At 72.7% G+C, this 24,944-nt stretch carries 23 protein-coding genes and 1 riboswitch; of the genes, 17 read left to right on the top strand and 6 right to left on the bottom strand.

From position 1 onward, the window contains the following. Positions 1-14: 14 nt before the first annotated feature. The 8 genes from AC1Z4A_RS03225 to AC1Z4A_RS03190 all read left to right on the top strand — a co-directional run bounded on the left by AC1Z4A_RS03225 (position 15) and on the right by AC1Z4A_RS03190 (position 6,916). Entirely contained in the window at positions 15-896 is an 882-nt protein-coding gene (locus tag AC1Z4A_RS03225; protein ID WP_483676297.1) for a DUF881 domain-containing protein, read from the top strand. Further along, positions 893-1,225, top strand: coding sequence for a small basic family protein (locus tag AC1Z4A_RS03220; RefSeq protein ID WP_071964751.1), 333 nt, complete (start codon positions 893-895; stop codon positions 1,223-1,225). The genes AC1Z4A_RS03225 and AC1Z4A_RS03220 overlap by 4 nt, the downstream gene beginning before the upstream one ends. 7 nt (positions 1,226-1,232) lie before the next feature. Then, positions 1,233-2,150, top strand: coding sequence for a DUF881 domain-containing protein (locus AC1Z4A_RS03215; protein ID WP_483676296.1), 918 nt, complete (start codon positions 1,233-1,235; stop codon positions 2,148-2,150). 130 nt (positions 2,151-2,280) lie between these two features. After that, positions 2,281-3,117: an FHA domain-containing protein gene (locus tag AC1Z4A_RS03210; RefSeq protein ID WP_483676295.1), complete on the top strand. Its 837-nt coding sequence runs from the start codon at positions 2,281-2,283 to the stop codon at positions 3,115-3,117. A gap of 42 nt (positions 3,118-3,159) precedes the next feature. Then, positions 3,160-3,939 (top strand): transcriptional regulator FtsR, encoded by a 780-nt coding sequence (ftsR, locus tag AC1Z4A_RS03205; RefSeq protein WP_483676294.1) that lies wholly within the window; start codon positions 3,160-3,162, stop codon positions 3,937-3,939. A 52-nt stretch (positions 3,940-3,991) separates the two neighbouring features. Further along, the gene (locus tag AC1Z4A_RS03200; protein ID WP_049715992.1) at positions 3,992-4,465 is read left to right on the top strand and encodes a bifunctional nuclease family protein; all 474 of its coding nucleotides are present in this window, start codon (positions 3,992-3,994) and stop codon (positions 4,463-4,465) included. Between the two features lie 253 nt (positions 4,466-4,718). Next, a complete protein-coding gene (locus AC1Z4A_RS03195; protein WP_483676293.1) occupies positions 4,719-5,369 on the top strand; it encodes a MerR family transcriptional regulator in 651 nt (216 codons plus the stop codon). A gap of 101 nt (positions 5,370-5,470) precedes the next feature. Further along, a complete protein-coding gene (locus AC1Z4A_RS03190) occupies positions 5,471-6,916 on the top strand; it encodes a DNA polymerase IV (RefSeq protein WP_483676292.1) in 1,446 nt (481 codons plus the stop codon). A gap of 95 nt (positions 6,917-7,011) precedes the next feature. Here AC1Z4A_RS03190 and AC1Z4A_RS03185 read toward each other — a convergent pair whose 3' ends face one another. Further along, positions 7,012-7,407: a PRC-barrel domain-containing protein gene (locus AC1Z4A_RS03185; protein WP_483676291.1), complete on the bottom strand. Its 396-nt coding sequence runs from the start codon at positions 7,405-7,407 to the stop codon at positions 7,012-7,014. Positions 7,408-7,550: 143 nt separating this feature from the next. Continuing rightward, a riboswitch (glycine riboswitch) is annotated at positions 7,551-7,669 on the top strand. A 191-nt stretch (positions 7,670-7,860) separates the two neighbouring features. Between AC1Z4A_RS03185 and gcvP the strand changes: the two genes are divergently transcribed. Then, a complete protein-coding gene (gene gcvP / locus AC1Z4A_RS03180) occupies positions 7,861-10,755 on the top strand; it encodes an aminomethyl-transferring glycine dehydrogenase (protein WP_483676290.1) in 2,895 nt (964 codons plus the stop codon). A 106-nt stretch (positions 10,756-10,861) separates the two neighbouring features. Here gcvP and AC1Z4A_RS03175 read toward each other — a convergent pair whose 3' ends face one another. After that, positions 10,862-11,068 carry a DUF5999 family protein gene (locus AC1Z4A_RS03175; protein ID WP_483676289.1) on the bottom strand — a complete coding sequence of 69 codons (207 nt, stop codon included), beginning with the start codon at positions 11,066-11,068 and terminating at the stop codon, positions 10,862-10,864. Positions 11,069-11,394: 326 nt separating this feature from the next. Next, positions 11,395-11,985 carry a hypothetical protein gene (locus AC1Z4A_RS03170; protein WP_483676288.1) on the bottom strand — a complete coding sequence of 197 codons (591 nt, stop codon included), beginning with the start codon at positions 11,983-11,985 and terminating at the stop codon, positions 11,395-11,397. Between the two features lie 480 nt (positions 11,986-12,465). Between AC1Z4A_RS03170 and AC1Z4A_RS03165 the strand changes: the two genes are divergently transcribed. Both AC1Z4A_RS03165 and AC1Z4A_RS03160 read left to right on the top strand, forming a co-directional pair. Beyond that, a complete protein-coding gene (locus AC1Z4A_RS03165; RefSeq protein WP_483676287.1) occupies positions 12,466-13,968 on the top strand; it encodes a glutamate-cysteine ligase family protein in 1,503 nt (500 codons plus the stop codon). A 199-nt stretch (positions 13,969-14,167) separates the two neighbouring features. After that, positions 14,168-14,908 carry a CPBP family intramembrane glutamic endopeptidase gene (locus AC1Z4A_RS03160; protein ID WP_483683488.1) on the top strand — a complete coding sequence of 247 codons (741 nt, stop codon included), beginning with the start codon at positions 14,168-14,170 and terminating at the stop codon, positions 14,906-14,908. A gap of 22 nt (positions 14,909-14,930) precedes the next feature. Here the strand turns inward: AC1Z4A_RS03160 and AC1Z4A_RS03155 are convergent, their stop codons facing one another. Continuing rightward, on the bottom strand, positions 14,931-15,749 hold the full coding sequence (locus tag AC1Z4A_RS03155) for a PhzF family phenazine biosynthesis protein (protein ID WP_483676286.1): 819 nt from the start codon (positions 15,747-15,749) through the stop codon (positions 14,931-14,933). Between the two features lie 147 nt (positions 15,750-15,896). On the opposite strand from AC1Z4A_RS03155, the gene AC1Z4A_RS03150 reads away from it, so the two are divergent. From AC1Z4A_RS03150 to AC1Z4A_RS03135, 4 genes are all read left to right on the top strand, one after another. Beyond that, positions 15,897-16,484 carry a PadR family transcriptional regulator gene (locus AC1Z4A_RS03150; RefSeq protein ID WP_483676285.1) on the top strand — a complete coding sequence of 196 codons (588 nt, stop codon included), beginning with the start codon at positions 15,897-15,899 and terminating at the stop codon, positions 16,482-16,484. An 88-nt stretch (positions 16,485-16,572) separates the two neighbouring features. After that, a complete protein-coding gene (locus AC1Z4A_RS03145) occupies positions 16,573-18,855 on the top strand; it encodes a glycoside hydrolase family 3 N-terminal domain-containing protein (RefSeq protein WP_483676284.1) in 2,283 nt (760 codons plus the stop codon). A gap of 152 nt (positions 18,856-19,007) precedes the next feature. Beyond that, on the top strand, positions 19,008-19,535 hold the full coding sequence (locus AC1Z4A_RS03140; protein ID WP_483676283.1) for a Clp protease N-terminal domain-containing protein: 528 nt from the start codon (positions 19,008-19,010) through the stop codon (positions 19,533-19,535). Between the two features lie 211 nt (positions 19,536-19,746). Next, on the top strand, positions 19,747-20,817 hold the full coding sequence (locus AC1Z4A_RS03135) for a DMT family transporter (protein WP_483676282.1): 1,071 nt from the start codon (positions 19,747-19,749) through the stop codon (positions 20,815-20,817). On the opposite strand, the gene AC1Z4A_RS03130 is transcribed toward AC1Z4A_RS03135, so the two are convergent. Beyond that, positions 20,804-21,541 (bottom strand): pyridoxamine 5'-phosphate oxidase family protein, encoded by a 738-nt coding sequence (locus AC1Z4A_RS03130; protein WP_483676281.1) that lies wholly within the window; start codon positions 21,539-21,541, stop codon positions 20,804-20,806. The two genes, AC1Z4A_RS03135 and AC1Z4A_RS03130, sit on opposite strands and share 14 nt — an antisense overlap. Positions 21,542-21,576: 35 nt before the next feature. Here AC1Z4A_RS03130 and AC1Z4A_RS03125 point away from each other — a divergent pair, with 35 nt between their 5' ends. Next, positions 21,577-22,908, top strand: a complete 1,332-nt coding sequence (locus tag AC1Z4A_RS03125) for an aminotransferase class I/II-fold pyridoxal phosphate-dependent enzyme (RefSeq protein WP_483676280.1) — start codon at positions 21,577-21,579, stop codon at positions 22,906-22,908. On the opposite strand, the gene AC1Z4A_RS03120 is transcribed toward AC1Z4A_RS03125, so the two are convergent. After that, positions 22,899-23,963 carry a DMT family transporter gene (locus AC1Z4A_RS03120; protein ID WP_483676279.1) on the bottom strand — a complete coding sequence of 355 codons (1,065 nt, stop codon included), beginning with the start codon at positions 23,961-23,963 and terminating at the stop codon, positions 22,899-22,901. The two genes, AC1Z4A_RS03125 and AC1Z4A_RS03120, sit on opposite strands and share 10 nt — an antisense overlap. A 75-nt stretch (positions 23,964-24,038) precedes the next feature. Here AC1Z4A_RS03120 and AC1Z4A_RS03115 point away from each other — a divergent pair, with 75 nt between their 5' ends. Then, positions 24,039-24,944, top strand: a complete 906-nt coding sequence (locus AC1Z4A_RS03115) for a LysR family transcriptional regulator (protein WP_483676278.1) — start codon at positions 24,039-24,041, stop codon at positions 24,942-24,944.

Raw genomic sequence — 24,944 nt, 5'->3', positions numbered from 1 at the left:
CGACGATGTGCGGCATGCCGCAGCAGCCCCCCGTTCGGAGCACCTCATCTCCGCCTCCGCGCCCCGACGCGTCGATGTCGCTGCTGACCAATGTGATGGATCACAGCCTGGACGACGGCTACGCGGAGGCGGCGGCCAGACGTGCTACGGAGGGCAAGGGGTTGCCCAGCACGCTGCGGGCGAGGCTGGGGCTCGCGGCGGCCTTGCTGCTCGCCGCGGTGGTGGTGACCCTCGGGGCGGCGCAGGCGCGGATATCGGCACCGACGCTGGCCAAGGAGCGCCAGCAGCTGATCGACCGGATCGAGGCGGAGACCTCGGCCGCGGACACGCTCCAGAAGAACGTCGACACGCTGCGGGACTCGGTCGGCTCCAAGCAGCGCGACGTGCTGCCGAAACACGGCGGGGACAAGGCCGAGTTGGTGTCCCTGCTGGCCGGGGCCACACCGGTGAGCGGGCCGGGGGTCAAACTGGTCGTCGACGATGCGAAGCAGAGCAAAACGGCCGGCGGAAACCCGCGGGAGAGCAGTGGGTTCTCCGACACCGGCCGGGTGCGCGACCGCGACATGCAGCGCGTGGTCAACGGACTGTGGCAGTCCGGCGCGGAGGCGATCGCGGTGAACGGCCAGCGGCTGACGGCGCTGTCGGCGATCAGGGCCGCGGGTGACGCCATACTGGTGGACAACAGGCCGCTGGTCCCGCCGTACACGGTGCTGGCGATCGGGAACGGGCAGCGGCTCGCCACCGCGTTCCAGGACAGCGCCGACGGCCAGTACCTGCATGTGCTTCAGCAGAACTACGGGGTCCGCGCCAGTATTTCCGCCCAGGACGAGGTCCGGTTGCCGGCCGCGCCGAGTCTGATCGTACGTACCGCAAAGCCAGGGAAGGGCACATCGTGATCGCCGTATTGGGCCTCATCGTGGGAGTCGTGGTCGGACTGGTCGTCCGCCCCGTGGTACCGACGGCGGTCGAGCCCTACCTGCCCATCGCCGTCGTGGCGGCGCTGGACGCGGTCTTCGGCGGTCTGCGGGCGATGCTGGACGGGATCTTCGACGACAAGGTCTTCGTCGTCTCCTTCCTGTCCAACGTGGTCGTGGCCGCACTGATCGTGTTCCTCGGCGACAAACTCGGGGTCGGGGCGCAGCTGTCGACTGGTGTGGTCGTCGTCCTGGGCATCCGAATCTTCTCCAACGCGGCTGCCATCCGGCGCCACATCTTCCGGGCGTGAGACACCGATGAGCACAGACGACCACACCCCGGACGAGTCCGGACGTACCGGGCGGCCAGAAGAGCCGGAGCAGCGACCCGAGCCGAAGCCCGAGCCGAAGCCCGAGCCGAAGCCTGAGCCGAAGCCCGAGCGCGAACCCGAGCCGGAGCCCGCACCCGAGCCCGGAGCCACGTTGTCAACGGAGGAATCCCCCGCGGCCGAACCGTTGACGGGACGTCAACGCCTGGTGAACGGACTGTGGCCCCCCAGGCTGACGCGGGCCCAGCTGATCGTGGCGCTGCTGCTGTGCGTCCTGGGTCTGGGCCTCGCCATTCAGGTCCGGTCGACGAGCGACAACAGCGCCCTGCGCGGTGCCCGCCAGGAGGACCTGGTCCGGATCCTGGACGAGCTGGACAACCGCACCAAGCGGCTCGAGGACGAGAAGCGGCGGCTGGAGAATCAGCGCACGGAGCTGGAGAGCAGCTCCAACCAGGCCGCCGAGGCCCGCAAGCAGACCGAGCAGAAGGAGGAGCAGCTCGGGGTGCTCGCGGGCACCGTGGCCGCCCAGGGGCCCGGCATCGAGCTCACGGTGAGCGACGCCAAGGGTGCGGTCGACCCGGACAAGTTGCTGGACACCATCCAGGAGCTGCGCGCCGCGGGTGCGGAGGCGATCCAGATCAACGACGTGCGCGTGGTCGCCGACACGTATTTCTCGGGATCCGCGGGCAAGGTGGAGATCGATGGCAAGAAGGTCTCCCAGCCCTATAAGTTCAAGGTCATCGGCAAACCCCAGGATCTGGAGCCGGCACTGAACATCCCCGGTGGTGTGGTGCAGACTCTGGAGAAGGAGCAGGCCGGTGTCAGCGTCTCCCGGTCTGAGAAGATCATTGTTGACGCCTTGCGCCCGGCGAAGCGGCCTGACTACGCTCGGTCGTCATCGCAGTGAGACGGGCGCGTACGCGGGGCCCGTGGGGAGGGCGGGAGGATGCGGGGGGTCGGCGCACCAAGTTCGTGGTGCGTGATGGAAACTGTCTGTTGACCACGGACGTTGTAGGGATGTCCAGGTCGGACGGTGTGTGCAGCAAGGGTTTGTCCTGCCCCACGGGCGGGTCTGTTTCGGTCAAGGGGAATCGCCCGTGAAGTTGTTTGCGAAGTTGTTCGGCAAGAGCGCACGCCAGGACGGCGGCACCGCACGGCACCGCGCGTCGCGCCCGGTGGACGGCGGCGAGGGCGGCCAGGAGAGCCGCCCCCTGTTCCGCGACCAGGCGGGCGTGCCCGGCGGGGATATTCCGGGCGCTCCGGGCGCGTCCTCTGTTGACCCTGCCCAGGCGGGGCGCATAGGTTTCGGGGCACCGACCTCAAGCGCGGGTGGAGGGTTTGCCTTGCCGGTATGTACGAGGTGTGGCCACCGGAACGCCGAGGCCAGCCGGTTCTGTTCCAACTGCGGTGCGCCGCTGCGGCCCGGTGCCGTGGCCGAGCGCGCATCGGAGACGACCTCGACCATCTCCATCTCCGGTCTCGAGGCGTACGACTCCGAGACCACCGGTCAGACGCCCATCCCGGCGCTGTCCCCCGAGGCACAGGCCGCCGTCGACGCGCTGCCGCAGGGCTCGGCGCTGCTGGTGGTCCGCCGGGGCCCGAACTCCGGCAGCCGCTTCCTGCTGGACGCCGACGTGACCACGGCCGGCCGTCACCCGCAGAGCGACATCTTCCTCGACGACGTCACGGTCTCGCGCCGGCACGTGGAGTTCCGCCGCGAGCAGGACGGCACCTTCACCGTCACCGACGTCGGCAGCCTCAACGGCACCTACGTCAACCGGGAGCAGATCGAGACGGTCCCGCTGTCGAACGGCGACGAGGTGCAGATCGGCAAGTACCGTCTGGTCTTCTTCGGCAGCCAGCGGGGCATCTGACCCTCCCCCGGACTCGTCCGGGAGGACTTCCAGGGAAGGGCCATGCGTCGAACACCGTCGGGCGGTGCCGGTGCTCCCGGTGCCGCCGGTGCGGAAGGCCGGCTGGTGAGCATCGGGACGGTGCTCAACCTGCTGCACGAGGAGTTCCCCGAGGTCACCATCTCCAAGATCCGTTTTCTGGAGGCGGAGGGCCTGGTCGAGCCCCGGCGCACACCGTCCGGCTACCGCAAGTTCAGCACCGAGGACGTGGAGCGGCTCGGTCATGTGCTGCGGATGCAGCGTGACCACTACCTTCCGCTCAAGGTGATCAGAGAGCAGCTGGACGCCCTGGCCCGGGGCGAGCGGGTCCAGCTGCCCGCCCCGGCACAGCCCCGCGACGCGCTGGACCTCGCTGAGGAGGCCATCGGGCCCGGGGCGCCGACCGCCGTCCCGGACGGCCGGGAGGCCCCCGCAGCCGTCCGGATCGGCCGGGCGGAGCTGCTGGCCACGGCGGGTGCGACCGAGGACGAGCTGGCGGAATGGGAGTCCTACGGCCTCCTCAGCGCCCACTCGGACGGCGGATTCGATGGGGATTCCGTGACGATCGCCAGGCTCGTCGCGGACCTTGGCCGTTTTGGCCTGGAACCCCGGCACCTTCGCGCCATGAAGGCCGCAGCCGACCGCGAGGCGGGCCTGATCGAACAAGTGGTCGCACCGCTGCGCAGGCATCGCAATCCGCAGACCAGGGCCCATGCCGAGGCCACCGCGCGGGAGCTGGCCGCCCTCTCCGTACGCCTGCACGCGGCGCTGGTGCGCGCCGCCCTGCAGCCGCGTGCACAGTGACCGGAACCGGCCCGACTACCCAAACCTGCCAGGCACGGCCTAGGGTTGCTGTGTGAACGAGCTCGATGTCGTGGGTGTCCGGGTGGAAATGCCCTCCAACCAGCCGATCGTGCTCCTGCGGGAAGTGGGGGGCGACCGCTACCTCCCCATCTGGATCGGACCGGGGGAGGCGACGGCGATCGCCTTCGCCCAGCAGGGCATGGCACCCGCGCGCCCGCTGACCCACGACCTCTTCAAGGATGTGCTGGACGCGGTCGGACAGCAGCTCGCGGAGGTCCGCATCACGGACCTGCGGGAGGGCGTGTTCTACGCGGAGCTGGTCTTCGCCAGCGGGGTGGAGGTCAGCGCGAGGCCGTCCGACGCCATAGCGCTTGCGCTGCGCACCGGCACGCCCATCTACGGCAGCGACGGTGTGCTGGACGACGCGGGCATCGCCATCCCGGACGAGCAGGAGGACGAGGTGGAGAAGTTCCGCGAGTTCCTCGACCAGATCTCGCCCGAGGACTTCGGCACCAGCAACCAGTGAGCTCCGGGGGCGTCGACGCGGCCGATTGCGGCCGATCGTGATCGAACAGCCGGTGAGACTCGAACAGACTGTGAGGCCGATCGCGGGGCGCGCGCCGGGTCGCCACGGCGCATTCGAGTAGCCTTTCCCGCTACCGGGACACGTAAAACCACTCTCAGGGTGATTATCACTCGGCGTGCCGAGTGTGGCGATCGTTGACGCACCCCGAGCGACTGCCTACCGTCGAGAAGGCAGGTCAAGGACGGAGGTCGGCGTGAGAAGCACGGGCGACGGTACGGCGGTCGGCGGTCCGTATCCGCTGCATGGGGGAACGGTCGAACCAGTGCCCCGCTATTCCGCCGCGGCAGCGGTCACCACTCAGCGGGGGCGGGACGCCGGGATCTCCACGGGTTCCGAAGGCTCCCGCAGCTCGGACGACATCGGCTACCGCGGTCCCACGGCGTGTGCCGCTGCGGGCATCACCTACCGGCAGCTGGACTACTGGGCGCGCACGGCTCTCGTGGAGCCCAGCGTGCGGCCCGCGTACGGCTCCGGCAGCCAGCGGCTCTACAGCTTCCGGGACGTGGTCGTCCTCAAGATCGTGAAGCGGCTGCTGGACACCGGCGTCTCGCTCCAGAACATCCGCACCGCCGTGCAGCACCTGCGCACGCGCGGCATGGCGGACCTGGCGCAGATGACTTTGATGAGCGACGGCGCCACGGTCTACGAGTGCACCTCGCCGGACGAGGTCGTCGACCTCCTCCAGGGCGGGCAGGGCGTCTTCGGCATCGCCGTGGGCGTGGTCTGGCGCGACGTGGAGAGCGCGCTGGCGCAGCTGCACGGAGAGCGCGTGGACACCGGCGAGACGCTCATCGGGCACAATCCGGCGGACGAGCTGGCCAGGCGCCGCAACCGCGCAGTCTGACGCAGCGGCCCGCCCGGCGCCCCGGCCGTCGCCGGCCGCCGGGCGGGCCGCTGCGCCGCAGGTCGGCGCCATTGTCAGTGGTATGCGGCAGCATCTGTCATGTGAGAGGTGCGCCGACCATCCTGCATCTGGACATGGACGCTTTCTACGCTTCGGCGGAGCAGGCGGCCAAGCCCAGCCTGCGCGGAAAACCCGTGGTGGTCGGGGGGATCGGCCTGCGCGGCGTGGTCGCCACGGCGTCGTACGAGGCGCGCGTCTTCGGCGTCCACTCGGCGATGGCGACGGCCCAGGCGCGCAGGCTCTGCCCCAACGCCGCCTATCTCACCCCGAGGTTCGGGCTCTACCAGCAGATCAGCCAGGTGGTCATGGGGCTGCTCCGCGAGCTGTCTCCGCTGGTCGAGCCGCTCAGCCTCGACGAGGCGTTCGTCGACCTGGAGGCCGGCGGCGTGGAGCCCTCGTCGGCGGCCGCCCGGGCGGTGGGGGAGCAGCTGCGCCGCGACATCCGGGCGGCCACGGGGCTCACCGGGTCGGTGGGCCTGGCCGGTTCCAAGATGCTCGCCAAGATCGCCTCCGAGCAGGCCAAGCCCGACGGCCTGGTGCTGATAGAGCCGGGCACCGAGCTGGAGGTCCTGGGACCGATGCCCGCCCGGGCCATCCCCGGCGTCGGCCCCGCCACTGCCGAAACGTTGCGGCGGGCCGGCATCGTCACCGTCGCCGAGACCGCCGAGGCGGGCGAGGACGAGCTGGTGCGCCTGCTGGGCAAGGCCCACGGCGCCGGGCTCTACGCCCTGGCCACCGGCCAGGACGACCGGCCCGTCGTCGCGGAGCGGGACGCCAAGTCCGTATCGGTCGAGGACACCTTCGAGGAGGACCTGACCGACCGCACCCGGGTGCAGCTGGAGCTGGCCCGCCTCGCCGACCGCTGTGTGCGGCGGCTGCGTGCCGCCGGACGCTCGGGGCGCACCGTGGTCATCAAGGTGCGCAGCTACGACTTCTCGACGCTCACCCGCTCCGAGACGCTGCGCGGCCCGACGGACGACCCCACGGTGGTCCGGGAGGCCGCGGCCCGGCTGCTCGACGGCGTGGACACCACGGCCGGGGTGCGGCTGCTGGGCGTGGGCGTCTCCGGACTGGCCGACTACACCCAGGAGGACCTGTTCGCCCAGGCGGCCGAGGCGGCCGGCGAGGCGTCGGCATCGGCATCGGCCGAGACCGCGGAGGCGCAGGACGCCGAGGAGGCGGCGGAACGCCCGGGCGCGGGGGCCGGGCCACGGCGCTGGCTGCCCGGCCTGGACGTGCGGCACGCCGAGTACGGCGCGGGATGGATCCAGGGCAGCGGCGTCGGCCGGGTCACCGTGCGCTTCGAGGAGCCCTGGTCCGCGCCGGGGCGGGTGCGGACCTTCGCCGTCGACGACCCCGCCCTGGAGCCGAGCGATCCGCTGCCCCTCGTACGGCCTCAGGCCGGGGAGTCCGGAGATGCCGGGGAGGCTGAAGAAGCACGGGCGGAAGGGCAGGGACAGGCCGCTCCGGACCGGGGCGCGGCCTGAGACGAGGGGCGTGCCCGAGCCGCTCCGGACCCGGCGGACAGCGTGCGGGGCGGGCTCGTCCGGCTCTCCGGGGCAGGGGCCTGGCCTGCGGCCCCTCAGGAGGAGTTTCCGGGCGTTGGCCCCGGGGCCTTGCCGGAGTCCCCGCTGTGCGTGTCCGGACCGGCCGGGGAATCCGGAGCCGGCAGGGCCAGACCGTAGTGGCGGTAGAGCTGCAGCTCCTGCTCGGGGGAGAGGTGGCTGCCGACCCCGAAGCCGGGGGCGCCCTTGATCAGCGCCCGTTCGTAGGGGATGCGCAGGCCGTCGTCCTCGACCCGGCTCGGCCCCAGCGGCACGAAGGCGTCCCTGCCGAAGAAGCCGGTGCGCACGGCCGCCCACTCGGGCCGCCCGGTCGCGTCGTCGAGGTACACCTCGTCGACGGTGCCGATCCTCGCGCCGTCCCGGTCGAAGACCTTGCGGCCGATCAGGCTCCGGGGGTCGATGTCGGTCTGCACACTGCCTCCCTCGCGTCGCGGGTCGCACCCGCCGCGTCCGGACTCCGGGACACCCCGGTAACCACGAAAAGGCACAAAGCGGGAACGGGCCACTTGGGGAGATCCGCCCGGAAAGCTGCGCTGGTAGGCTGGCGATTGGCCGCAGACACCGCGCGGGAGAGTCCTCCATTCGGGACCCGGACGAGCACCGGGAACCGGCGGAGGCGCCGAAGGAGCAAATCCTCCCCGGAATCTCTCAGGCACCCGGTACCGCACGGACGAGGTCACTCTGGAAAGCAGGGCGGGCCCCCGGTCAGGCACCACGCCGAGCGCCCCTCCTCACCGACGGTGAAAGCCGGGTCGAGGCATCTGTCCCGGTGAAGCTCTCAGGTTGAGATGACAGAGGGGGAGGCCGTCCGGGTACCCGCGCCGTGGTACCCCTCGCAGGTCGTACAGACCAGGAGGCCTCCGCAGATGACAGCCCACCGCAGCTCCCTCTCCGACCTGGAGCGTGGCATCCCCTTCGAGGACCGGCACATAGGCCCCGACGCCGGGGCCCGGGCCAAGATGCTCGCCCAGGTCGGCTTCGGCTCCCTCGACGAACTCACCGCGGCCGCAGTGCCGGACGTGATCAAGAGCGCCGAGGCCCTCCGGCTGCCCGACGCCCGCACCGAGGCCGAGGTCCTCGCCGAGCTGCGCGCCCTCGCACAGCGCAACGAGGTCCTCGCCCCCATGATCGGCCTGGGCTACCACGGCACCTTCACCCCGCCGGTGATCCTGCGGAACGTCATGGAGAACCCCGCCTGGTACACGGCCTACACGCCCTACCAGCCCGAGATCTCCCAGGGCCGCCTCGAAGCCCTCCTGAACTTCCAGACGGTCGTCGCCGACCTCACCGGACTGCCCACCTCCGGCGCCTCCCTGCTCGACGAGGGCACCGCCGCCGCCGAGGCCGTGGCGCTCTCGCGGCGCGTGGGCCGGGTCAAGGAGGGCGTCTTCCTCGTGGACGCCGACGCGCTGCCGCAGACCGTCGCGGTCATCCGGACGCGCGCCGAGCCCACCGGCGTCGAGGTCGTCGTCGCCGACCTGTCCGGGGGCATCCCCGACGAGATCGCCGAGCGCGGTGTCTTCGGCGTGCTCCTCCAGTACCCCGGCGCGTCCGGCGCCGTGCGCGACCTCCGCCCCGTCATCGAGCGGGCGCACGAGCTGGGCGCGGTCGTCACCGTCGCCGCCGACCTCCTCGCGCTGACGCTCCTCACCTCGCCCGGCGAGCTGGGCGCCGACATCGCGGTCGGCACCACCCAGCGCTTCGGCGTGCCCATGGGCTTCGGCGGCCCGCACGCCGGATACATGGCCGTGCGCGAGAAGTTCGCCCGCAGCCTCCCCGGCCGCCTGGTCGGCGTCTCCGTCGACGCCGACGGCAACAAGGCCTACCGCCTGGCCCTCCAGACCCGCGAGCAGCACATCCGCCGCGAGAAGGCCACCAGCAACATCTGCACCGCCCAGGTGCTGCTCGCCGTCATGGCCGGGATGTACGCGGTCTACCACGGCCCCCAGGGCCTGGCCGGCATCGCCCGCCGCACCCACCGCTACGCCGCGATCCTCGCCGCGGGTCTGCGCAAGGGCGGCGTGGAGATCGTGCACGGCGCCTACTTCGACACCCTGACCGCGTACGTCCCCGGCCGTGCGGCGGAGGTCGTCGAGGCGGCCCGCAAGGAAGGCGTCAACCTCCGGCTGACGGACGCCGACCACGTCGGCATCGCCTGCGACGAGACCACCACCCGCGCCCACCTGGCGTCCGTGTGGGCCGCGTTCGGCGTGGCGGCGGAGAGCGGCGACATCGAGGCGCTCGACGAGCAGACCGCCGACACCCTCCCCGAGGGCCTGCTGCGCTCGGACGACTACCTCACCCACCCGGTCTTCCACCAGCACCGCTCCGAGACCGCGATGCTGCGCTACCTGCGCCGCCTGGCCGACCGCGACTACGCCCTCGACCGGGGCATGATCCCGCTCGGCTCCTGCACGATGAAGCTCAACGCCACCACCGAGATGGAGCCGGTCACCTGGCCCGAGTTCGGCGCGCTGCACCCCTTCGTCCCGGTCGAGCAGGCCCAGGGCTACCTCACGCTCATCACCGAGCTGGAGGAGCGCCTCGCCGAGGTCACCGGCTACGACAAGGTGTCCATCCAGCCCAACGCCGGCTCGCAGGGCGAGCTGGCCGGCCTGCTGGCCGTACGGGCGTACCACCGCGCCAACGGCGACGAGCAGCGCACCATCTGCCTCATCCCGTCCTCCGCGCACGGCACCAACGCCGCCAGCGCCGTGATGGCCGGCATGAAGGTCGTCGTGGTGAAGACCGCCGAGGACGGCGAGGTCGACGTCCAGGACCTGCGCGACAAGATCGAGCAGTACCGCGACGAGCTGGCCGTGCTGATGATCACCTACCCGTCCACGCACGGCGTCTTCGAGGAGCACGTCGCGGACATCTGCGCGGCCGTGCACGAGGCGGGCGGCCAGGTGTACGTGGACGGCGCCAACCTCAACGCGCTGGTGGGCGTGGCCAAGCCGGGCGAGTTCGGCGGCGACGTCTCGCACCTGAACCTGCACAAGACCTTCTGCATCCCGCACGGCGGCGGCGGCCCCGGCGTCGGCCCGGTCGCCGTGCGCGCCCACCTCGCCCCGTACCTGCCCAACCACCCGCTGCAGCCCTCCGCGGGCCCGGCGACGGGCGTCGGCCCGATCTCGGCCGCCCCCTGGGGCTCGGCCGGCATCCTGCCGATCTCCTGGGCGTACGTCCGGCTGATGGGCGGCGAGGGCCTCAAGCGGGCCACCCAGGTCGCGGTGCTCGGCGCCAACTACGTTGCCAAGCGCCTGGAGCCGCACTACCCGGTGCTGTACACCGGCCCGGGCGGGCTGGTCGCGCACGAGTGCATCATCGATCTGCGCCCGCTGACCAAGGCGACCGGCGTCAGCGTGGACGACGTCGCCAAGCGGCTGATCGACTACGGCTTCCACGCGCCCACCATGTCCTTCCCGGTGGCCGGCACGCTGATGATCGAGCCGACCGAGAGCGAGGACCTCGCCGAGCTGGATCGTTTCTGCGAGGCGATGATCGCGATCCGCGCCGAAATCGAGAAGGTCGCCTCGGGCGAGTGGGACAAGGACGACAACCCGCTGCGGAACGCCCCGCACACCGCGGCCTCCGTGGCCGGTGCGTGGGAGCACCCCTACGACCGTGACGAGGCCGTCTTCCCGGCCGGGGTGACGCCCGCCGACAAGTACTGGCCGCCGGTGCGCCGGATCGACGGTGCCTTCGGCGACCGCAACCTGGTCTGCTCCTGCCCGCCGCTGGAGGAGTACGAGGGCTGAGGCCCGGACACGGGTCGGGGCCGGTTCGGCGTTCGCGCCGGGCCGGCCCCTTCAATTTCTGCGGTGTGTCATGTGCTGTTGTGCCGGGTGGTGCTCGTTGTGCCGCCTAGGCTGCCGTCGCCACGTGGTCGGTGCCGAGCGCCCGGTGCGGGGCGATGATCTGCCCGTCCGGCAGGAGCTCACCGGTGTCCTCGAAGCAGAGGACGCCGTTGCACAGCAGGCTCCACCCCTGCTCCGGGAAGGCGGCCACGAGGTGGGCGGCCTCCCGGTCGGCGGAGTCGGCTGACGGGCACGTGGGCTGGTGCTGGCACATGGAAGGGATCTTTCGCTCTGATGTGGTGGCTGTCCTGCGGCTCGATGCGGTGGTCATGCCGCCCCCCGTTGTGATTCGTCGGTCGGTCCCAGTGTTGCCCCACGGACGTGATTCCGCAGGGATTTCCAGGTGACGCTCCTCACAGGAGGATGACGCATCACCCATGCGGGCGGTTGCCTCCAACTGGCCGGTCTCTTCGGGTGGTTCGGCATGGCCGTGGTGGGCTAGTCCGGCGGGGTGAGCGTGAACGGCGAAGCGCCCCGCGGCTCCCGGGACTCCGGGGGCGCGGGGCGCGAGGGCGTGCGGAAGGGGTCGGGCGGAAAGGGTCAGGCGGACGCCTTGAGGTGCGGGGCCGCGGGCGCCAGCCTGAGCGTCAGCACCGGCAGCAGGTCCGTCACCCGGTGGGGGCGGTGCGCGGCGATCCCGGGCGGTGCGGGGGCGAGCGGCACCAGCAGGTCCCCGGGGGCGAACAGCTCCGACGAGGCGTCGGCCGCGATGTCGGCGTGCAGCCAGAGAGTGAGCATGTACAGCTCGGGCACGGACAGCAGCCGGGGCTGGCACGGCACGGTGAGCGCCTCGGCCTGGTGCAGGGCCAGTTCGGTGGAGGCCAGGTACGGCCCCTCGGAGAAGTGGGAGAACACCCAGCCGTCCGGCGTGGGCACGGCCTCACCGGCGGCCACCGCGCGGTCGCCTCCCTTGATCAGGAAGCGCCAGCCGGCGAGCCGGGTGCGGGGCGCCCCGCTGCGCGGCGTCACACGCTCCAGGACGTGGACGGGCAGCGGCAGTTGAGGGGTGAGCGGACCCTGGGCGGACCTCAGCGACGGGGTACGGGCCTCACGGACCGCGGTGGGGGAACCGAGGGCCGTGCGGATGCAGCGGAGGGCAGGCGCGGGGGCAGGGGGGACATGCAGGGGCATGGTGGGTCGCCTCTCGCTTCGGAGACACGGTGGAGCTGGCAGGTGCGGACGACGCTGTCGGCGTGCGGGGTCAGAGGGGGGCCGGACCGACTCCAGGGCGCCTACTCTCCGCCTCATTCCGGAGTTTATACGACACGTGTTCACACGGCGTTTCGGCTAGCTCTCGCCAGCATTTCCGGCAAGGTGAAATCAGGGCCCGTTCCGCGGGTGCTTTCGGCGTTTTTGTCACCCTCTTGTGTACCCAGCCTCGGCCTCTTTTTCACCTGCGGTAGGCCGGATCTCGTCGGTGTTTATCACCAGCGCATTGCGCCAAGGCGCCCGCGTCCCCGTATGCCGACGGAATGTGCCGGAGTGCGCTCGGGGAGAGACTACCGGGTGCGCGGCCCGCGCGAAGCGTTATGGATCGCATCGCCTGGGCATCATCGACCGTGACGAGGCGGGCGGCGCCGCGGGCGGACCGGCACGAGGAGGGGCGCTTGAATGGGTGAGAAGGTCGTGTCCCAGCGGTTCGACCTCGCCGACCGGCAGCACCACCGGGACAAGCTCCGGCAGTGCCTGGAAGGGCTGGCGATACTGCTGGAGGAGAAGCGGTTCGACCGTCCCCGGAATCTCATGGGGCTCGAGATCGAGCTGAATCTCGCGGGCTCCGACGGCATGCCGAGCATGGTGAATGAAGAGGTGCTCAAACGCATTGCCAGCGGGGATTTCCAGACCGAACTCGGGCAGTTCAACCTGGAAGTGAACATCGTCCCGCACCGCCTGTCGGGGCGCGTACTCGACCAGCTTGCGGAAGAGCTGCGCACCGGCCTGTCCTACGCCGACCGCAAGGCCATGGAAGTGGATTCCGGGATCGTGATGATCGGCATTCTGCCGACCCTCACCCCCGACGACCTGGTCTCCGCGAACCTCTCCTCCGCCGACCGCTACTTCCTGCTCAACGACCAGGTCGTGGCCGCGCGGGGCGAGGAATTCAGCATCGACATCTCCGGCGTGGAGCGCCTCACCTGCACTGCCACCTCCATCGCCCCCGAGTCGGCCTGCACCTCTGTCCAGCTGCACCTCCAGGTCACGCCCGGCCGGTTCGCCGCCGTGTGGAACGCCGCCCAGGCGATAGCCGCCGCGCAGATCGCCGTGGGCGCCAATTCCCCCTTCCTCTTCGGCCGGGAGCTGTGGCGCGAGTCCCGGCCGCCGCTGTTCGTCCAGTCCACCGACACCCGCCCGCCCGAACTGCAGCACCAGGGCGTACGGCCGCGCACCTGGTTCGGGGAGCGCTGGATCGGCTCGGCCTACGAGCTGTTCGAGGAGAACCTCCGCTACTTCCCGCCGCTGCTGCCCATATCGAGCGACGAGGACCCCCTGCGCGTCCTGGCGGCGGGCGGCGTACCGCAGCTGTCCGAGCTGACCCTGCACAACGGCACGGTCTACCGCTGGAACCGCCCCGTCTACGGGCTGGCGGACGGCGTGCCGCACCTCAGGGTGGAGAACCGGGTGCTGCCGGCCGGGCCGACCGTCACCGACGTCATCGCCAACACCGCCTTCTACTACGGGCTGGTGCGCGCCCTGGCGGAGGAGCCGCGGCCGGTATGGACCCGGCTGCCGTTCGCCGTCGCCGCCGACAACTTCGACGCCGCCTGCCGGGACGGCATCGACGCCCAGCTGCGCTGGCCCCGCCCGGGGCGCAACGGCGCCCCCGTACGGGTCCCCGCGGTCCGGCTCGTGCGCGAGGAACTGCTGCCGCTGGCCGCTGCCGGGCTCGACGCCTGGGGCGTCGAGCCCGCCGACCGCGACCACTACCTCGGGGTGATCGACGAGCGCTGCCGGCGGCGGGTGAACGGCGCGTCCTGGCAGGCCGCGGCCTATCGCCGGGGCCGGGAGCGGGGTCTGGACCGGGGGGCGGCGCTGGCCGCCACGACGCGGCGCTACTGCGAGCTGATGCGCACCGGGCAGCCGGTGCACGCCTGGCCCGCGGACCTGGGGGACTGACACGGTCGCACCCCTGCTCGTGCCGGTGCGAGGTCGTCGGGCAAGCTGTGACGGCATCGCCGGTCGCGCTCCGCCTGCTCGACCGCACGGGACGGGCACACGGGAGACGACAGTGCGGCAGGACGCTCAGAACGGTGGCGCGGGCACCCGGCCGGAGGCCGCCGCAGGGCCGCCGGCCGGAGAAGCGCCGGCGCTGCGCATGCTGCGGTCCGAGACGCTGCTGGTCCTGGCGCTGTCGCTGGGCGCCAGCGCGGTGTCGGCGCTGATCAGCTTCGTCGGCTCGGCCACCCGGCCAGGCGGGCTCAAGGACCAGGCCGCCACCCTCAACGCCTCCCACGCCCCGGGCCGGCCCTGGCTCGACCTGGCCTGGCAGGTCTTCGGCATCGCGATGGCGCTGGTGCCCGTCCTCCTGGTGGCCCATCTGCTGCTGCGCGAGGGCACCGGGCTGCGGGCGATCGGCTTCGACCGGTCGCGGCCGGGCGCCGACCTCGCCCGGGGCACGGCGCTGGCCGCCGCGATCGGCGGCAGCGGGCTGCTGTTCTACCTCGCCGCCCGGGCGGCGGGCTTCAACCTCACCGTGGTGCCGGAGAACCTGCCCGACGTGTGGTGGAGGATCCCGGTGCTGATCGGCTCCGCCGTGCAGAACGCGGTGCTGGAGGAGGTCGTGGTCGTCGGCTATCTGCTGCGCAGGCTCGGACAACTGGGCTGGACCCCGGCGGCCGCGCTGGCCGCGAGCGCGGTGCTGCGCGGTTCGTACCACCTCTACCAGGGGATCGGCGGCCTGGTCGGCAACATGGTGATGGGCGTGGTCTTCGTGCTGCTCTACCGCCGGTGGGGGCGGGTCGGCCCGCTCGTCGCCGCGCACGCGCTGATCGACACCGTGGCGTTCGTCGGCTACGCGCTGCTCGCCGGCCGGGTGGGCTGGCTGCCCACCGCCTGACCCGCCCCCACCGCCCGCCGGGCTAGGCCAGCAGCTTGCCGTCGACGACGGTGACGGCCGATCCGGTCAGCAGTGTGCGGTCGCCGCGCAGTGCCGTGCGTACGAAGCCGGTGCGGGCGCTCGCCTGAAGGCCCGTCAGCTCGGTGCGTCCCAGGCGCGCGGACCAGAAGGGTGCCAGCGCGGTGTGCGCGCTGCCGGTGACGGGGTCCTCGTCGACGCCGACGTTCGGGAAGAAGCAGCGCGAGACGAAGTCGTAGCCGCGCGCCGGGTCCTCGGCCGGGGCGGTGGCGATGATGCCGCGGCTCGAGTGCCGCCCGAGCGCCGCGATGTCGGGGGCCAGCGCCCGTACGGTCTGCTCGTCGGCCAGCTCGACCAGCAGGTCGCCGATGTGCTCGCCCGTGTCGTGGGCGCTCAGCGGCGCGGCCCCCAGGGCCTCCGCCACCCCGTCGGGCACGGCGACGGGCGTGAGCGGCGAGGTCGGGAAGTCCAGCGTGATCGAGCCGTCCTCGTGCGCGGTCGCGACGAGCACGCCGCACCGGGCGGCGAAGCGGACGGTGCCGCTGCTCAGACCGGTGGTGTGCAGCACGTGCGCGGTCGCCAGCGTGGCGTGGCCGCACATGTCCACCTCGGTGGTGGGGGTGAACCACCGCAGCGCCCAGTCGGCGTCCTGCGACCCGTCGGGCAGGGGGTGGGCGAAGGCGGTCTCGGAGAGGTTGACCTCGGCGGCGATCCGCTGGAGCCGCTCGTCCCCGGGGAAGCTGCCGGACTCGAAGAGCAGAACCCCGGCCGGGTTGCCGGCGAAGGGGCGGTCGGTGAAGGCGTCGACGATTCGGATGCGCATGAGGGGACGTTAGGGGGCGGGCAAAGCCGCAGGCCACGGCCAATTCCTGAAATGTGGCCCGGGGGCCGGGGCGAGGGGTGTTGCCATCCGATCGGTTCCGATATATCGTCGAAGCATCGCGACCGATCAAACGATGGGAGTCATGCAATGCGTTTCCATGGACACGGTCATGAGCACTACGGCAGCGGACCGCAGGGTCCCGGCGGCCGGGGCGGACGGCGGGCCTTCGGGCCGTTCGGGCCGCCCTTCGGGGGGCCGCCGTTCGGCGGCCGCGGGCGTGGCGGGCCGGGCGGCCGGGCGCGGCGCGGCAATGTGCGCGCCTCGATCCTGGCGCTGCTGAAGGACCGCCCCATGCACGGCTACGAGATGATCCAGGAGATCGCCGAGCGCAGTGGCGGCACCTGGAAGCCGAGCCCGGGATCCGTCTACCCGACGCTCCAGCTGCTGGAGGACGAGGGGCTGATCCGCAGTGAGAGCGAGGGCGGCAAGAAGCTGTTCACGCTCACCGAGTCCGGCCGGGCCGAGGCCGAGGCCGGGCCGCAGAGCCCGTGGGAGGAAGTCGGGCGCGGCGTCGACTGGGAGGCCATGCAGGAGGTCCGGCAGGCCGGCTTCGGGCTGATGGAGGCCTTCTCCCAGGTCTGGCGGACCGGCAGCGCGGACCAGCGCGAGAAGGCCGTGGCCGTCATCAACGAGGCACGCAAGAAGATGTACCTCATCCTCGCCGACGAGAGCTGAGCGAGGAGCGAGGGCGCCCCGGGCGAAACACCGGGGCGCCCTCGTCACGTTTCTTGACGGACCATCAGATCGCCGCGAGACTCCGGCCATGGCCTTGCGCACGCGCCGGAGGTACCCCGCCGTCGCCCTCGCGGCCGTCGCCGTCTGCGCGGCGCTGCCCAGCGGCGCCCCCGCCGGCGCCGCGGACACCGCCCCGCGCTACCTCGACGCCCGCGCCGCGCCGCAGGAGCGGGTACGCGACCTGCTGCACCGCATGACCCTCGACGAGAAAATCGGGCAGATGGTCCAGATCGCCGTCGTCCGGCTCCAGGGCGACTGCCGGGACAGCGGCGGCGAGCTGAACGAGACCTGCATGAAGACCGTGCTGCACGACAACGCCGTCGGCTCGGTCCTCTCCGGCGGCGGCATGGGCCCGCCCCGCAACACCCCGCGCGACTGGGCCCGCATGGTCGGCGCCGTGCAGAAGTACGCCGTCGAGCACAGCAGACTGCACATCCCCGTGCTCTACGGAGCCGACGCCGTCCACGGCCACAACAACGTGCTCGGCGCCACCGTCTTCCCGCACCAGATCGGCCTCGCCGCGGCCTGGGACCCCTCGTTCGTCCGCGCCACCGCGGAGGCGACCGCCCGCGCCGTCGCCGCCACCGGCATCGACTGGAACTTCGCCCCCGTCGCCGACCTCGCCCGCGACCCCCGGTGGGGACGCTACTACGAGACCTACGGCGAGGACCCGCTGCTCGCGGGCACCCTCGCCGCCGCCGGCGTGCGGGGCACCGAAGGCGCCCACGGCGCCAAGGACGTCGCCGCCACGGTCAAGCACTTCGGCGGCTACTCCCAGCCCCTCAACGGCCACGACCGGGTGCCCGCCGACGTCTCCACGCGCTACCTCCAGGACACCCTGCTCCCGCCCTACCGCGCGGCCGTCGGGGCGGGGGCGAAGACCGTCATGGTCAACTCCGGCGCCGTCAACGGCGTACCGGCGACCGCCTCCCGGCACCTGCTGACGACGGTGCTGCGCGAGCAGTGGGGATTCACCGGCGTCACGGTCTCCGACTGGCAGGACGTCCGCGCCCTGTGGACCACGTACAAGATCGCGCCGGACTACCCGCACGCCGTCGCCCTGGCCGTCGACGCGGGCGTCGACATGGCGATGGAACCCTACGAGGCGGGCGAGTTCACCGACGCGCTGCGCACGGCCGTCCGGACCGGGCTCGTGCCCCGGAAGCGGATCGACGAGGCTGCCGGACGCGTCCTGCGGCTGAAGTTCGGGCTCGGGCTCTTCGAGCGACCGTTCGTCGACGCCGAGCGCGCAAACATGGAAATCCTCGGCGCCGGACGGGAGCTGGCCCGGCAGGCCGCCGCGGCCTCGCAGGTGCTGCTGCGCAACGAGAAGGGCACGCTGCCCGTCCGCCCCTCGGCGAAGAAGATCGTCGTCGCCGGTCCCTACGCCGACGACATCGACGACCAGGCGGGCGGCTGGACCGTCGGCTGGCAGCGGGTCCCCGACGGAGTGCGCCTGCCCGGCACGACCGCGCTCCGGGGCATCGAGGAGGCCGCGCCTGCCGGCACCCGGGTCGTCCCCGTACACAGCGCCGAGGAGGCCGTGGACCAGGCCCGCACCGCCGACGTGACGATCGCGGTCGTCGGCGAGAAGGCGGCGGCCGAAGGCGAGGCCGACAGCCCCCGCCCCGAACTCTCCGCGGACCAGCAGGCCCTGGTGAAGGCACTGCGGGCGACCGGACGGCCCGTGGTCGTCGTGCTGATCGCCGGCCGCCCCCTCGCACTGGGCGACGCAGCCGGTGCCGACGGCCTGCTGATGTCCTGGCTGCCCGGCACCGAAGGCGGCCACGCGGTCGCCGACGTGCTGTTCGGCAAGGTGAACCCGAGCGGGCGGCTGCCGGTGTCCTGGCCCCGGAGAACGGGGAACGAGCCCTTCCACTACCAGCAGCTGCCCGGCACCAATGCGGGCGCCGAGTCCGCGCACGACGTGGCGTACGACGTCGGCGACGGGCTCTCCTACACCGACTACCGCTTCGAGGCGATCGCGCTCGACGCACCCTCGGTTCCGGCGGGCAAGGACGTCCATGTCACGGTGCGGGTAGCCAACAGCGGATCCCGTGACGGCGACATGGTCGTACCGGTCTACGTGTCCCGGCCGGTGAGCGAGGTGCTCGCCCCGCCCCGCAGACTCGTGGCCTTCACCAGGCAGCACCTCGCGGCGGGGGAGTCGGTCACGGTGCGCCTCGCGGTGCCCGCCCGCGTCCTGGCGGTGACCCCCGGCGACCTCGACGGAACCGCCGCACCGCGCGTCGAGCGCGGGACGTACACCTTCACCGCCGGGGCGCGCGCGGCCGCGCTGACGGTCACCTAGGGCGCGCCGCACAGGAGTGCGCCCCTGAGACGCACGGGGCCCGTCTCCTCCTCAAGGATGAGGAACCGACCGGCAGTCCCCAACTGCCGTCGGATGACCGAATGGAACCCTCCGGGGATGCTCTCACCACATGGGACTGATGGGGTGGGAGGGTGCAAAGCCGTACACCTGACACCGGACGGGCCGGGGCCGAGGGCGACGGCCGGCTGAGCATGGAGCTGGCCGTGGCGGTCGCGGGTGCCCGCCGCCGGGCCGCCCGCGACGGCGACCGGCAGATCGACACGGCCCACCTGCTCCACGCGCTGCTGGAGGCCGACCCGGTGGCCAGGGACGCCTTCGACGGCGGACCGGCCCAGGTCGCACGGCTCCTCGGCTACCTCGTCCAGCGCACCATCGGCTACGGGCTGCGGTGGAGCGGCACGGTGGAGGACGCCGGCGCTCTGCCCGTGCCGGCCCGTGCGGGCGTGCCCGGCTGGTCGCCGGCCGCGGCCGAGGCCATGCGGACGGCCCGTGCGCGCGCCGGCGCCCGCGGGCACGACGAGGTGCGGGGCACCGACCTGCTTGCCGCCCTGCTGCGCGACCCGCGCTGCCGCGCCGTCGACGTGCTGCACCGGGCGGGCGTCGACACGGAAACGCTTGCCGCGCGCCTGGCGGACCCCGTCTGCCCGAAGTGCCCTTGACCGGGAGGTGTCCGGTGACCGGGAGTTGTCCGGCGGCCCCTGCTCCGCCTAGGCTGGCGATCATGCCGATGACTGTTCTGCCGCCTCCCGCCGCCTAGCGCGGGCGGCCGCACCCCGGAGGACCGGGCCCCGGACGGGGTTCCCGGGCCGATCGCCGCTGCCCGCAGACGGGACCACGCGATCACTCACGTCTTCCGCGGGAGAACAGTCAATGCACAACTCCACTTCGTCGGCCTGCCCTCTTCCGGGCGCTCCGGCTGCGCACGAGCCCGTCGGCGGCACCGGCCTCTCCGTCGGCCGGGGGCTCCTCTTCGTCACCTTCGCGGCCGTCGCCTGGGGCACGGCCGGTGCGACCGCCGCCCTGGTCTTCGACAGCAGCGGGCTCGGCCCGCTCGCGCTCACCTTCTGGCGCACGGCAGGCGGCCTCGCACTGCTGCTGGGCGTGCGGGCCGTGCGGCCGCGCCGGGCGGGACAGGCGCGCCCGGCCGGGCCCTGCAGGCGCCGGGCGGTCGAAGCACTCGTGACGGGCCTGGGCTTCACCGTCTTCCAGGCGGCCTACTTCGCGGCGGTCGCCGGTACCGGCATAGCGGTCGGCACCGCCGTGACGCTGGGTGCAGCGCCCGTGCTGGTGGCGCTCGCCGGACGGCTGCTGATGGGCGAACGGCTCGGAGCGGGCGGCCGGGTGGCGGTCGCCGGGGCGCTCGCCGGGCTGGCCGTCCTGATGCTCGGCGGCGACGGCACGGGGGCCGTGCGTCCGGTGGGTGTGGCCATGGGGCTGCTGTCCGCCGCCGGTTACGCGGTGCTCACCGTCAACACCCGGTATTTCGGCCGCGAGGGCCGGCATGCCGATCCCTTCACCACGACCCTGACGTCCTTCGCCGTGGGCACGGTCTGCCTGCTGCCGCCGGCCGCCGCCGAGGGACTGTGGCCGAGCGCCCATCACCTGGGGCGCACCCTGTGGCTGCTGGCCTACCTGGTGACCGTCCCCACGGCGCTGGCCTACGGGCTCTTCTTCGCCGGGCTCGCCGTCGTGCGTGCGACGACGGCCACCGTGATCACGCTCCTGGAGCCCGTCACGGCGGCTGCTCTGGCCGTGGGGCTGCTCGGCGAGCGCCTCACCGCCGCGACCGCGGCGGGCACCGCCGTGCTGCTGGCCGCGGTGGCCGCGCTGGCCTGGGCGGAGGCGCGCGGCGCGGCGGCCTCCGGGCCGGCGGTTCCGGCGGCCGCCGCGCCCGTGCCGGCGGCCGGAGCAGGTGAGGTGAAGTCGCTCAGCTGCCGCTGAGGTAGTCCGGCAGGAGGATGCCCGGGGCGAGGTCGTCGGCCGGGACCGGGGCGCCGTGCACGGCGGCCACCGGGACGACCCCGCTCCAGTGGGGCAGGCCGAGGTCCTCGGCGTCGTCGTTCGGGCCGCCCGTGCGGACCTTGGCCGACACCTCCGTGAGATCGAGGCGGAGTACGGCCGTGGCGGCCAGCTCCTTCGGGGACGCCGGCCGGCAGTCCGCCGCCCGGCCCGGCACGACCTGCTCCACCAGGGCGTCCAGGGCGGCGGTCAGCTCCGCCTCGTCGGTGACCCGCCGGGCGGTGCCGTGCACCACCACGGAGCGGTAGTTCAGGGAGTGGTGGAAGGCGGAGCGGGCCAGGACCAGGCCGTCGACGTGCGTGACAGTCAGGCAGACGGGCAGCCCCGGCTCCTCCGCCTGCCCGGCGGCGCGCAGCGGCCGGGAGCCCGTCGAGCCGTGCACATAGAGGCGCTCGCCGAGCCGGCCGTAGAGCGTCGGCAGGACGACCGGGGCGCCGTCGCGGACGAAGCCGAGGTGGCAGACGTAGCCCGCGTCAAGTATCGAGTGGACCAGCTCGCGGTCGTAGGAGGCGCGTTCGCGGGCGCGGGTGGGGGTGGTCCGCTCGGTCCGCTCGTACTGGCCCGCCGGGGCAGCGGCCCGGGGAGAAGGAGAGGGGACGGCCGGGGAGGAGCCCGGGGGCGTCAGGGAAGAAGGCGCTGCGGGCATTGCGTTCTCCATTGCACTAGTGCATAGTGTTGTTTGTGCTAGGAGAGTATCGGATCCAAGGGCGTCGCGCAGCGGACATTTCCGCGAGCGTCGAGCGAGCTGTGGGGGAGGGGCGCCTCGCCCCCGGTGAACTCCTTCCTCCGCTGCGGGAGTTGGCGGTCGAGCTGGGTGTCAATCCGAACACCGTCGCGGCCGCCTACCGCACCCTGCGCGATCGCGGGGTGATCGAGACGGCGGGGCGGCGGGGGAGCCGGGTGCGGCAGCGGCCGTCCAGCACGCCCCGCGAGCTGATGCGGGTGGAGGCCCCGGAAGGGGCGCTCGACCTCTCGACCGGCAACCCCGATCCGGCGCTGCTGCCCCCGCTCGGCGAGGCCCTCGCCGCGGCCTCCCGGCGCGCCGACCGGGATCCGGTGCTGTACGGGGCGCCGGCCGTCGACAGCGAGCTGGAGCGCATGGCCCGCGCGGCCTTCACCGCGGACGGCGTGCCGGCGGGGCCGGTCGCGGTCACGTCGGGTTCGCTGGACGGCATCGAGCGCGTACTGGCCGCCCATCTGCGGCCCGGCGACGCGGTCGCGGTCGAGGACCCGGGCTGGGGAAGCCTCCTCGACCTCGTGCCCGCGCTCGGGCTGAGGATTCTCCCCGTCGCGGTCGACGACGACGGCCCGCTCCCCGAGGAGACCGACCGGGCACTGCGCCAGGGCGCGCGGGCGCTCGTCGTCACCGACCGCGCGCAGAATCCCACCGGAGCGGCTGTCAGCGCGGAGCGCGCCCGCGAGCTGCGCACGGTCCTGGCCGCCCACCCCCATGTCCTGCTCATCGAGGACGACCACGGCCACGGCATCGTCGACGTGCCGTTCCACTGCCTCGCGGGCGCCACCACCCACTGGGCGGTCCTGCGCTCCGTCGCCAAGGCATACGGGCCCGACCTGCGCCTCGCGGTGCTCACCGGCGACGACGTCACCGTGGACCGGCTGCGCGGCAGGCAGCGGTTGGGGCACGGATGGGTGAGCCACGTCCTGCAGGACGCCGTGCTGCATCTGTGGAAGAGCGGCTCGGTGGACACACCGGCCGTCGCCGCCTCGTACGGGCGTCGCCGCGACGCGCTGATACGGGCGCTGGGGGAGCGCGGGATCACGGCGCACGGGCGCAGCGGGATGAATGTGTGGCTGCCGGTGCCGGACGAGACCGGCGCGGTGGCCCGGCTGCTGCAGGCGGGCTGGGCGGTACGGCCCGGTGCGCCCTTCCGGGTCGGCTCCCCGCCGGGGCTGCGGCTGACGGTGTCGCCGCTGGCGGTGGACGACATGGGGACGGTCGCGGACGCACTGGTGTCCGCGACCGGCCGGGCCCCGGCGGGGCGTTACGACTGAGCGGGCTCCACGGCCCTGGCGCCCTCGACGTCGGTCGCCTCCGTGCTCTTCCTGTCCGCGCTTCCGGCGACCGGCTCGGCAGGGGCGGACTTCTGCCCGCGCTTGCTCTGGGTGAGCGCCGCTCCGGCCAGGACGATCACGGCGCCGACGGGAGTGTTCCAGGTGATCCCCTCGCCGAGGATCGCAACCCCGGCGACCGTCGAGACGACCGGGATGAAGTACGTCGTCAGCGTCGCGGTCGTCGGACCGACCTCGGCCACCAGCGCGTACTGCAGCAGGAACGCAAGGCCGGTGCCCAGCGCGCCCAGGGCGAAGACGGCCAGCAGGGAGACGGCCGGGAAGGAGGTCGGCAGCGGGCTGAGGAACGGCGCGACCACGGCGAGCTGGACGCTGCCGAGCAGCAGCTGGGTGCTGGACATCGCCAGGTGGGAGTCCCCGGTGCCGGACAGGGTGCGCCGGACGTAGATCCAGCCGACGGCATAGCTGGCGGAGGCGACCAGCGCCAGCGCGGTGCCCTTCGGGTCCTGGCCGGAGAAGCCCTGCCAGACGCCGAGCACGATGAGGACGCCGACGAAGCCCAGGCCCAGCCCGGCGAACCGGCGGCGCGTCGGCCGGTCCTCGGAGAGCGCCACGAGGGAGAGCACCATGCCCCACAGCGGGGTGGTGGCATTGCAGATGCCGGCCAGCGTCGTGGAGATGCTCTTCTCGGCATAGGCGAACAGCGTGAACGGCAGGGCGTTGCACAGGAATGCGGCGACCGTCAGATGCGCCCAGGTGCGGGCGGCCCGCGGTGGCCGCTGCCGCGTGACCGCCAGCGCCACGGCCAGTACCGCGGTGCCGAAGAACATGCGGCCGAAGGACACGTACGGCGGTGCGAAGCCGTCGGTGCCGAGCTTGATGAACAGGAAGCTGAAGCCCCAGATGAGGGAGAGGACACCGAAGCGGATGCGCCAGTCGATGGTGCGGCGCCCCCGGTCCGCGGGGGCGGTGGAGGCGGAAGAACCCGAGGGGGCGGTGGAATCGGCTGGTGATTCAGGGGTTGCGACGGTGCTCATGGCGACTACCATGCAGGTTCCGCACGTATTAGAACAAGCAAATAAATTTATGCACTATCGCGTAGCATCGCTTATATGTTGAACCTGGAGCGCCTGCGGACCCTCAATGCCGTCGCCCGCCATGGCTCCGTCAGCTGTGCCGCCGACGGCCTGCACGTGACCACCTCCGCGGTGTCGCAGCAGCTGGCCAAGCTGGAGCGGGAGACCGGCCAGCAGCTGCTGGAGAAGAACGGCCGCGGAGTGCGCCTCACCGACGCCGGCCGGCTGCTCGCCGAGCACGCCTCGCGCATCCTCTCCCAGGTGGAGCTGGCCCAGGCCGACCTGGAGGCGCAGCGCGGCCGGGCCGTCGGCGAGCTGCTCCTGGGCGCCTTCCCCACCGCGGCCCGCGGCCTGTTCCCCGCAGCGCTGGCCGGGCTGCACGAGGAGCACCCGCAGCTGCGCGCCCGGCTGGAGGAGATGGAGCCGGACGAGGCGGTGCCGCGCGTGGTGCGCGGCGACATCGACGTCGCGGTCGTCCTCGACTGGTACAACAAGCCGCTGCCCGTGCCGGCGGGCCTGGCCAAGGCGCCGATCCTCGACGACCCGGCCGATGTGGCGGTGCCGGCCGGTCACCCGCTCGCGGACCGGGACGAGGTCGACCTGGAGGACTTCGCCGAGGACGAGTGGATCTCCTGGCCGCGGGGCGAGTTCTGCCACGACTGGCTGCTGTTCACCCTGCGCGGCAAGGGCATCGAGCCCCGCATCTCGCACATGGCCGAGGAGCACCACACTCAGCTGGCGCTGGTCGCCGCGGGGCTGGGCATCGCGGTGGCGCCGCGGCTGGGGCGGGGGCCGGTGCCGGAGGGGGTGCGGGTGGTGCCGGTGCGGCACACGATGTGCCGGCATGTGTTTGCGATCTGGCGCGCGGACGCGGACCGGAGGCCGTCGATCCGGGCGGCGGTGGACGCACTGCGGAGGTCCGGCGAGGCGCTCGGGGGGTGA

It is taken from the genome of Streptomyces sp. 17_S59 (assembly GCF_056930295.1).
Note: the sequence above shows the minus strand (reverse complement) of the source record. Positions and strands in the feature narration are given on the sequence as shown.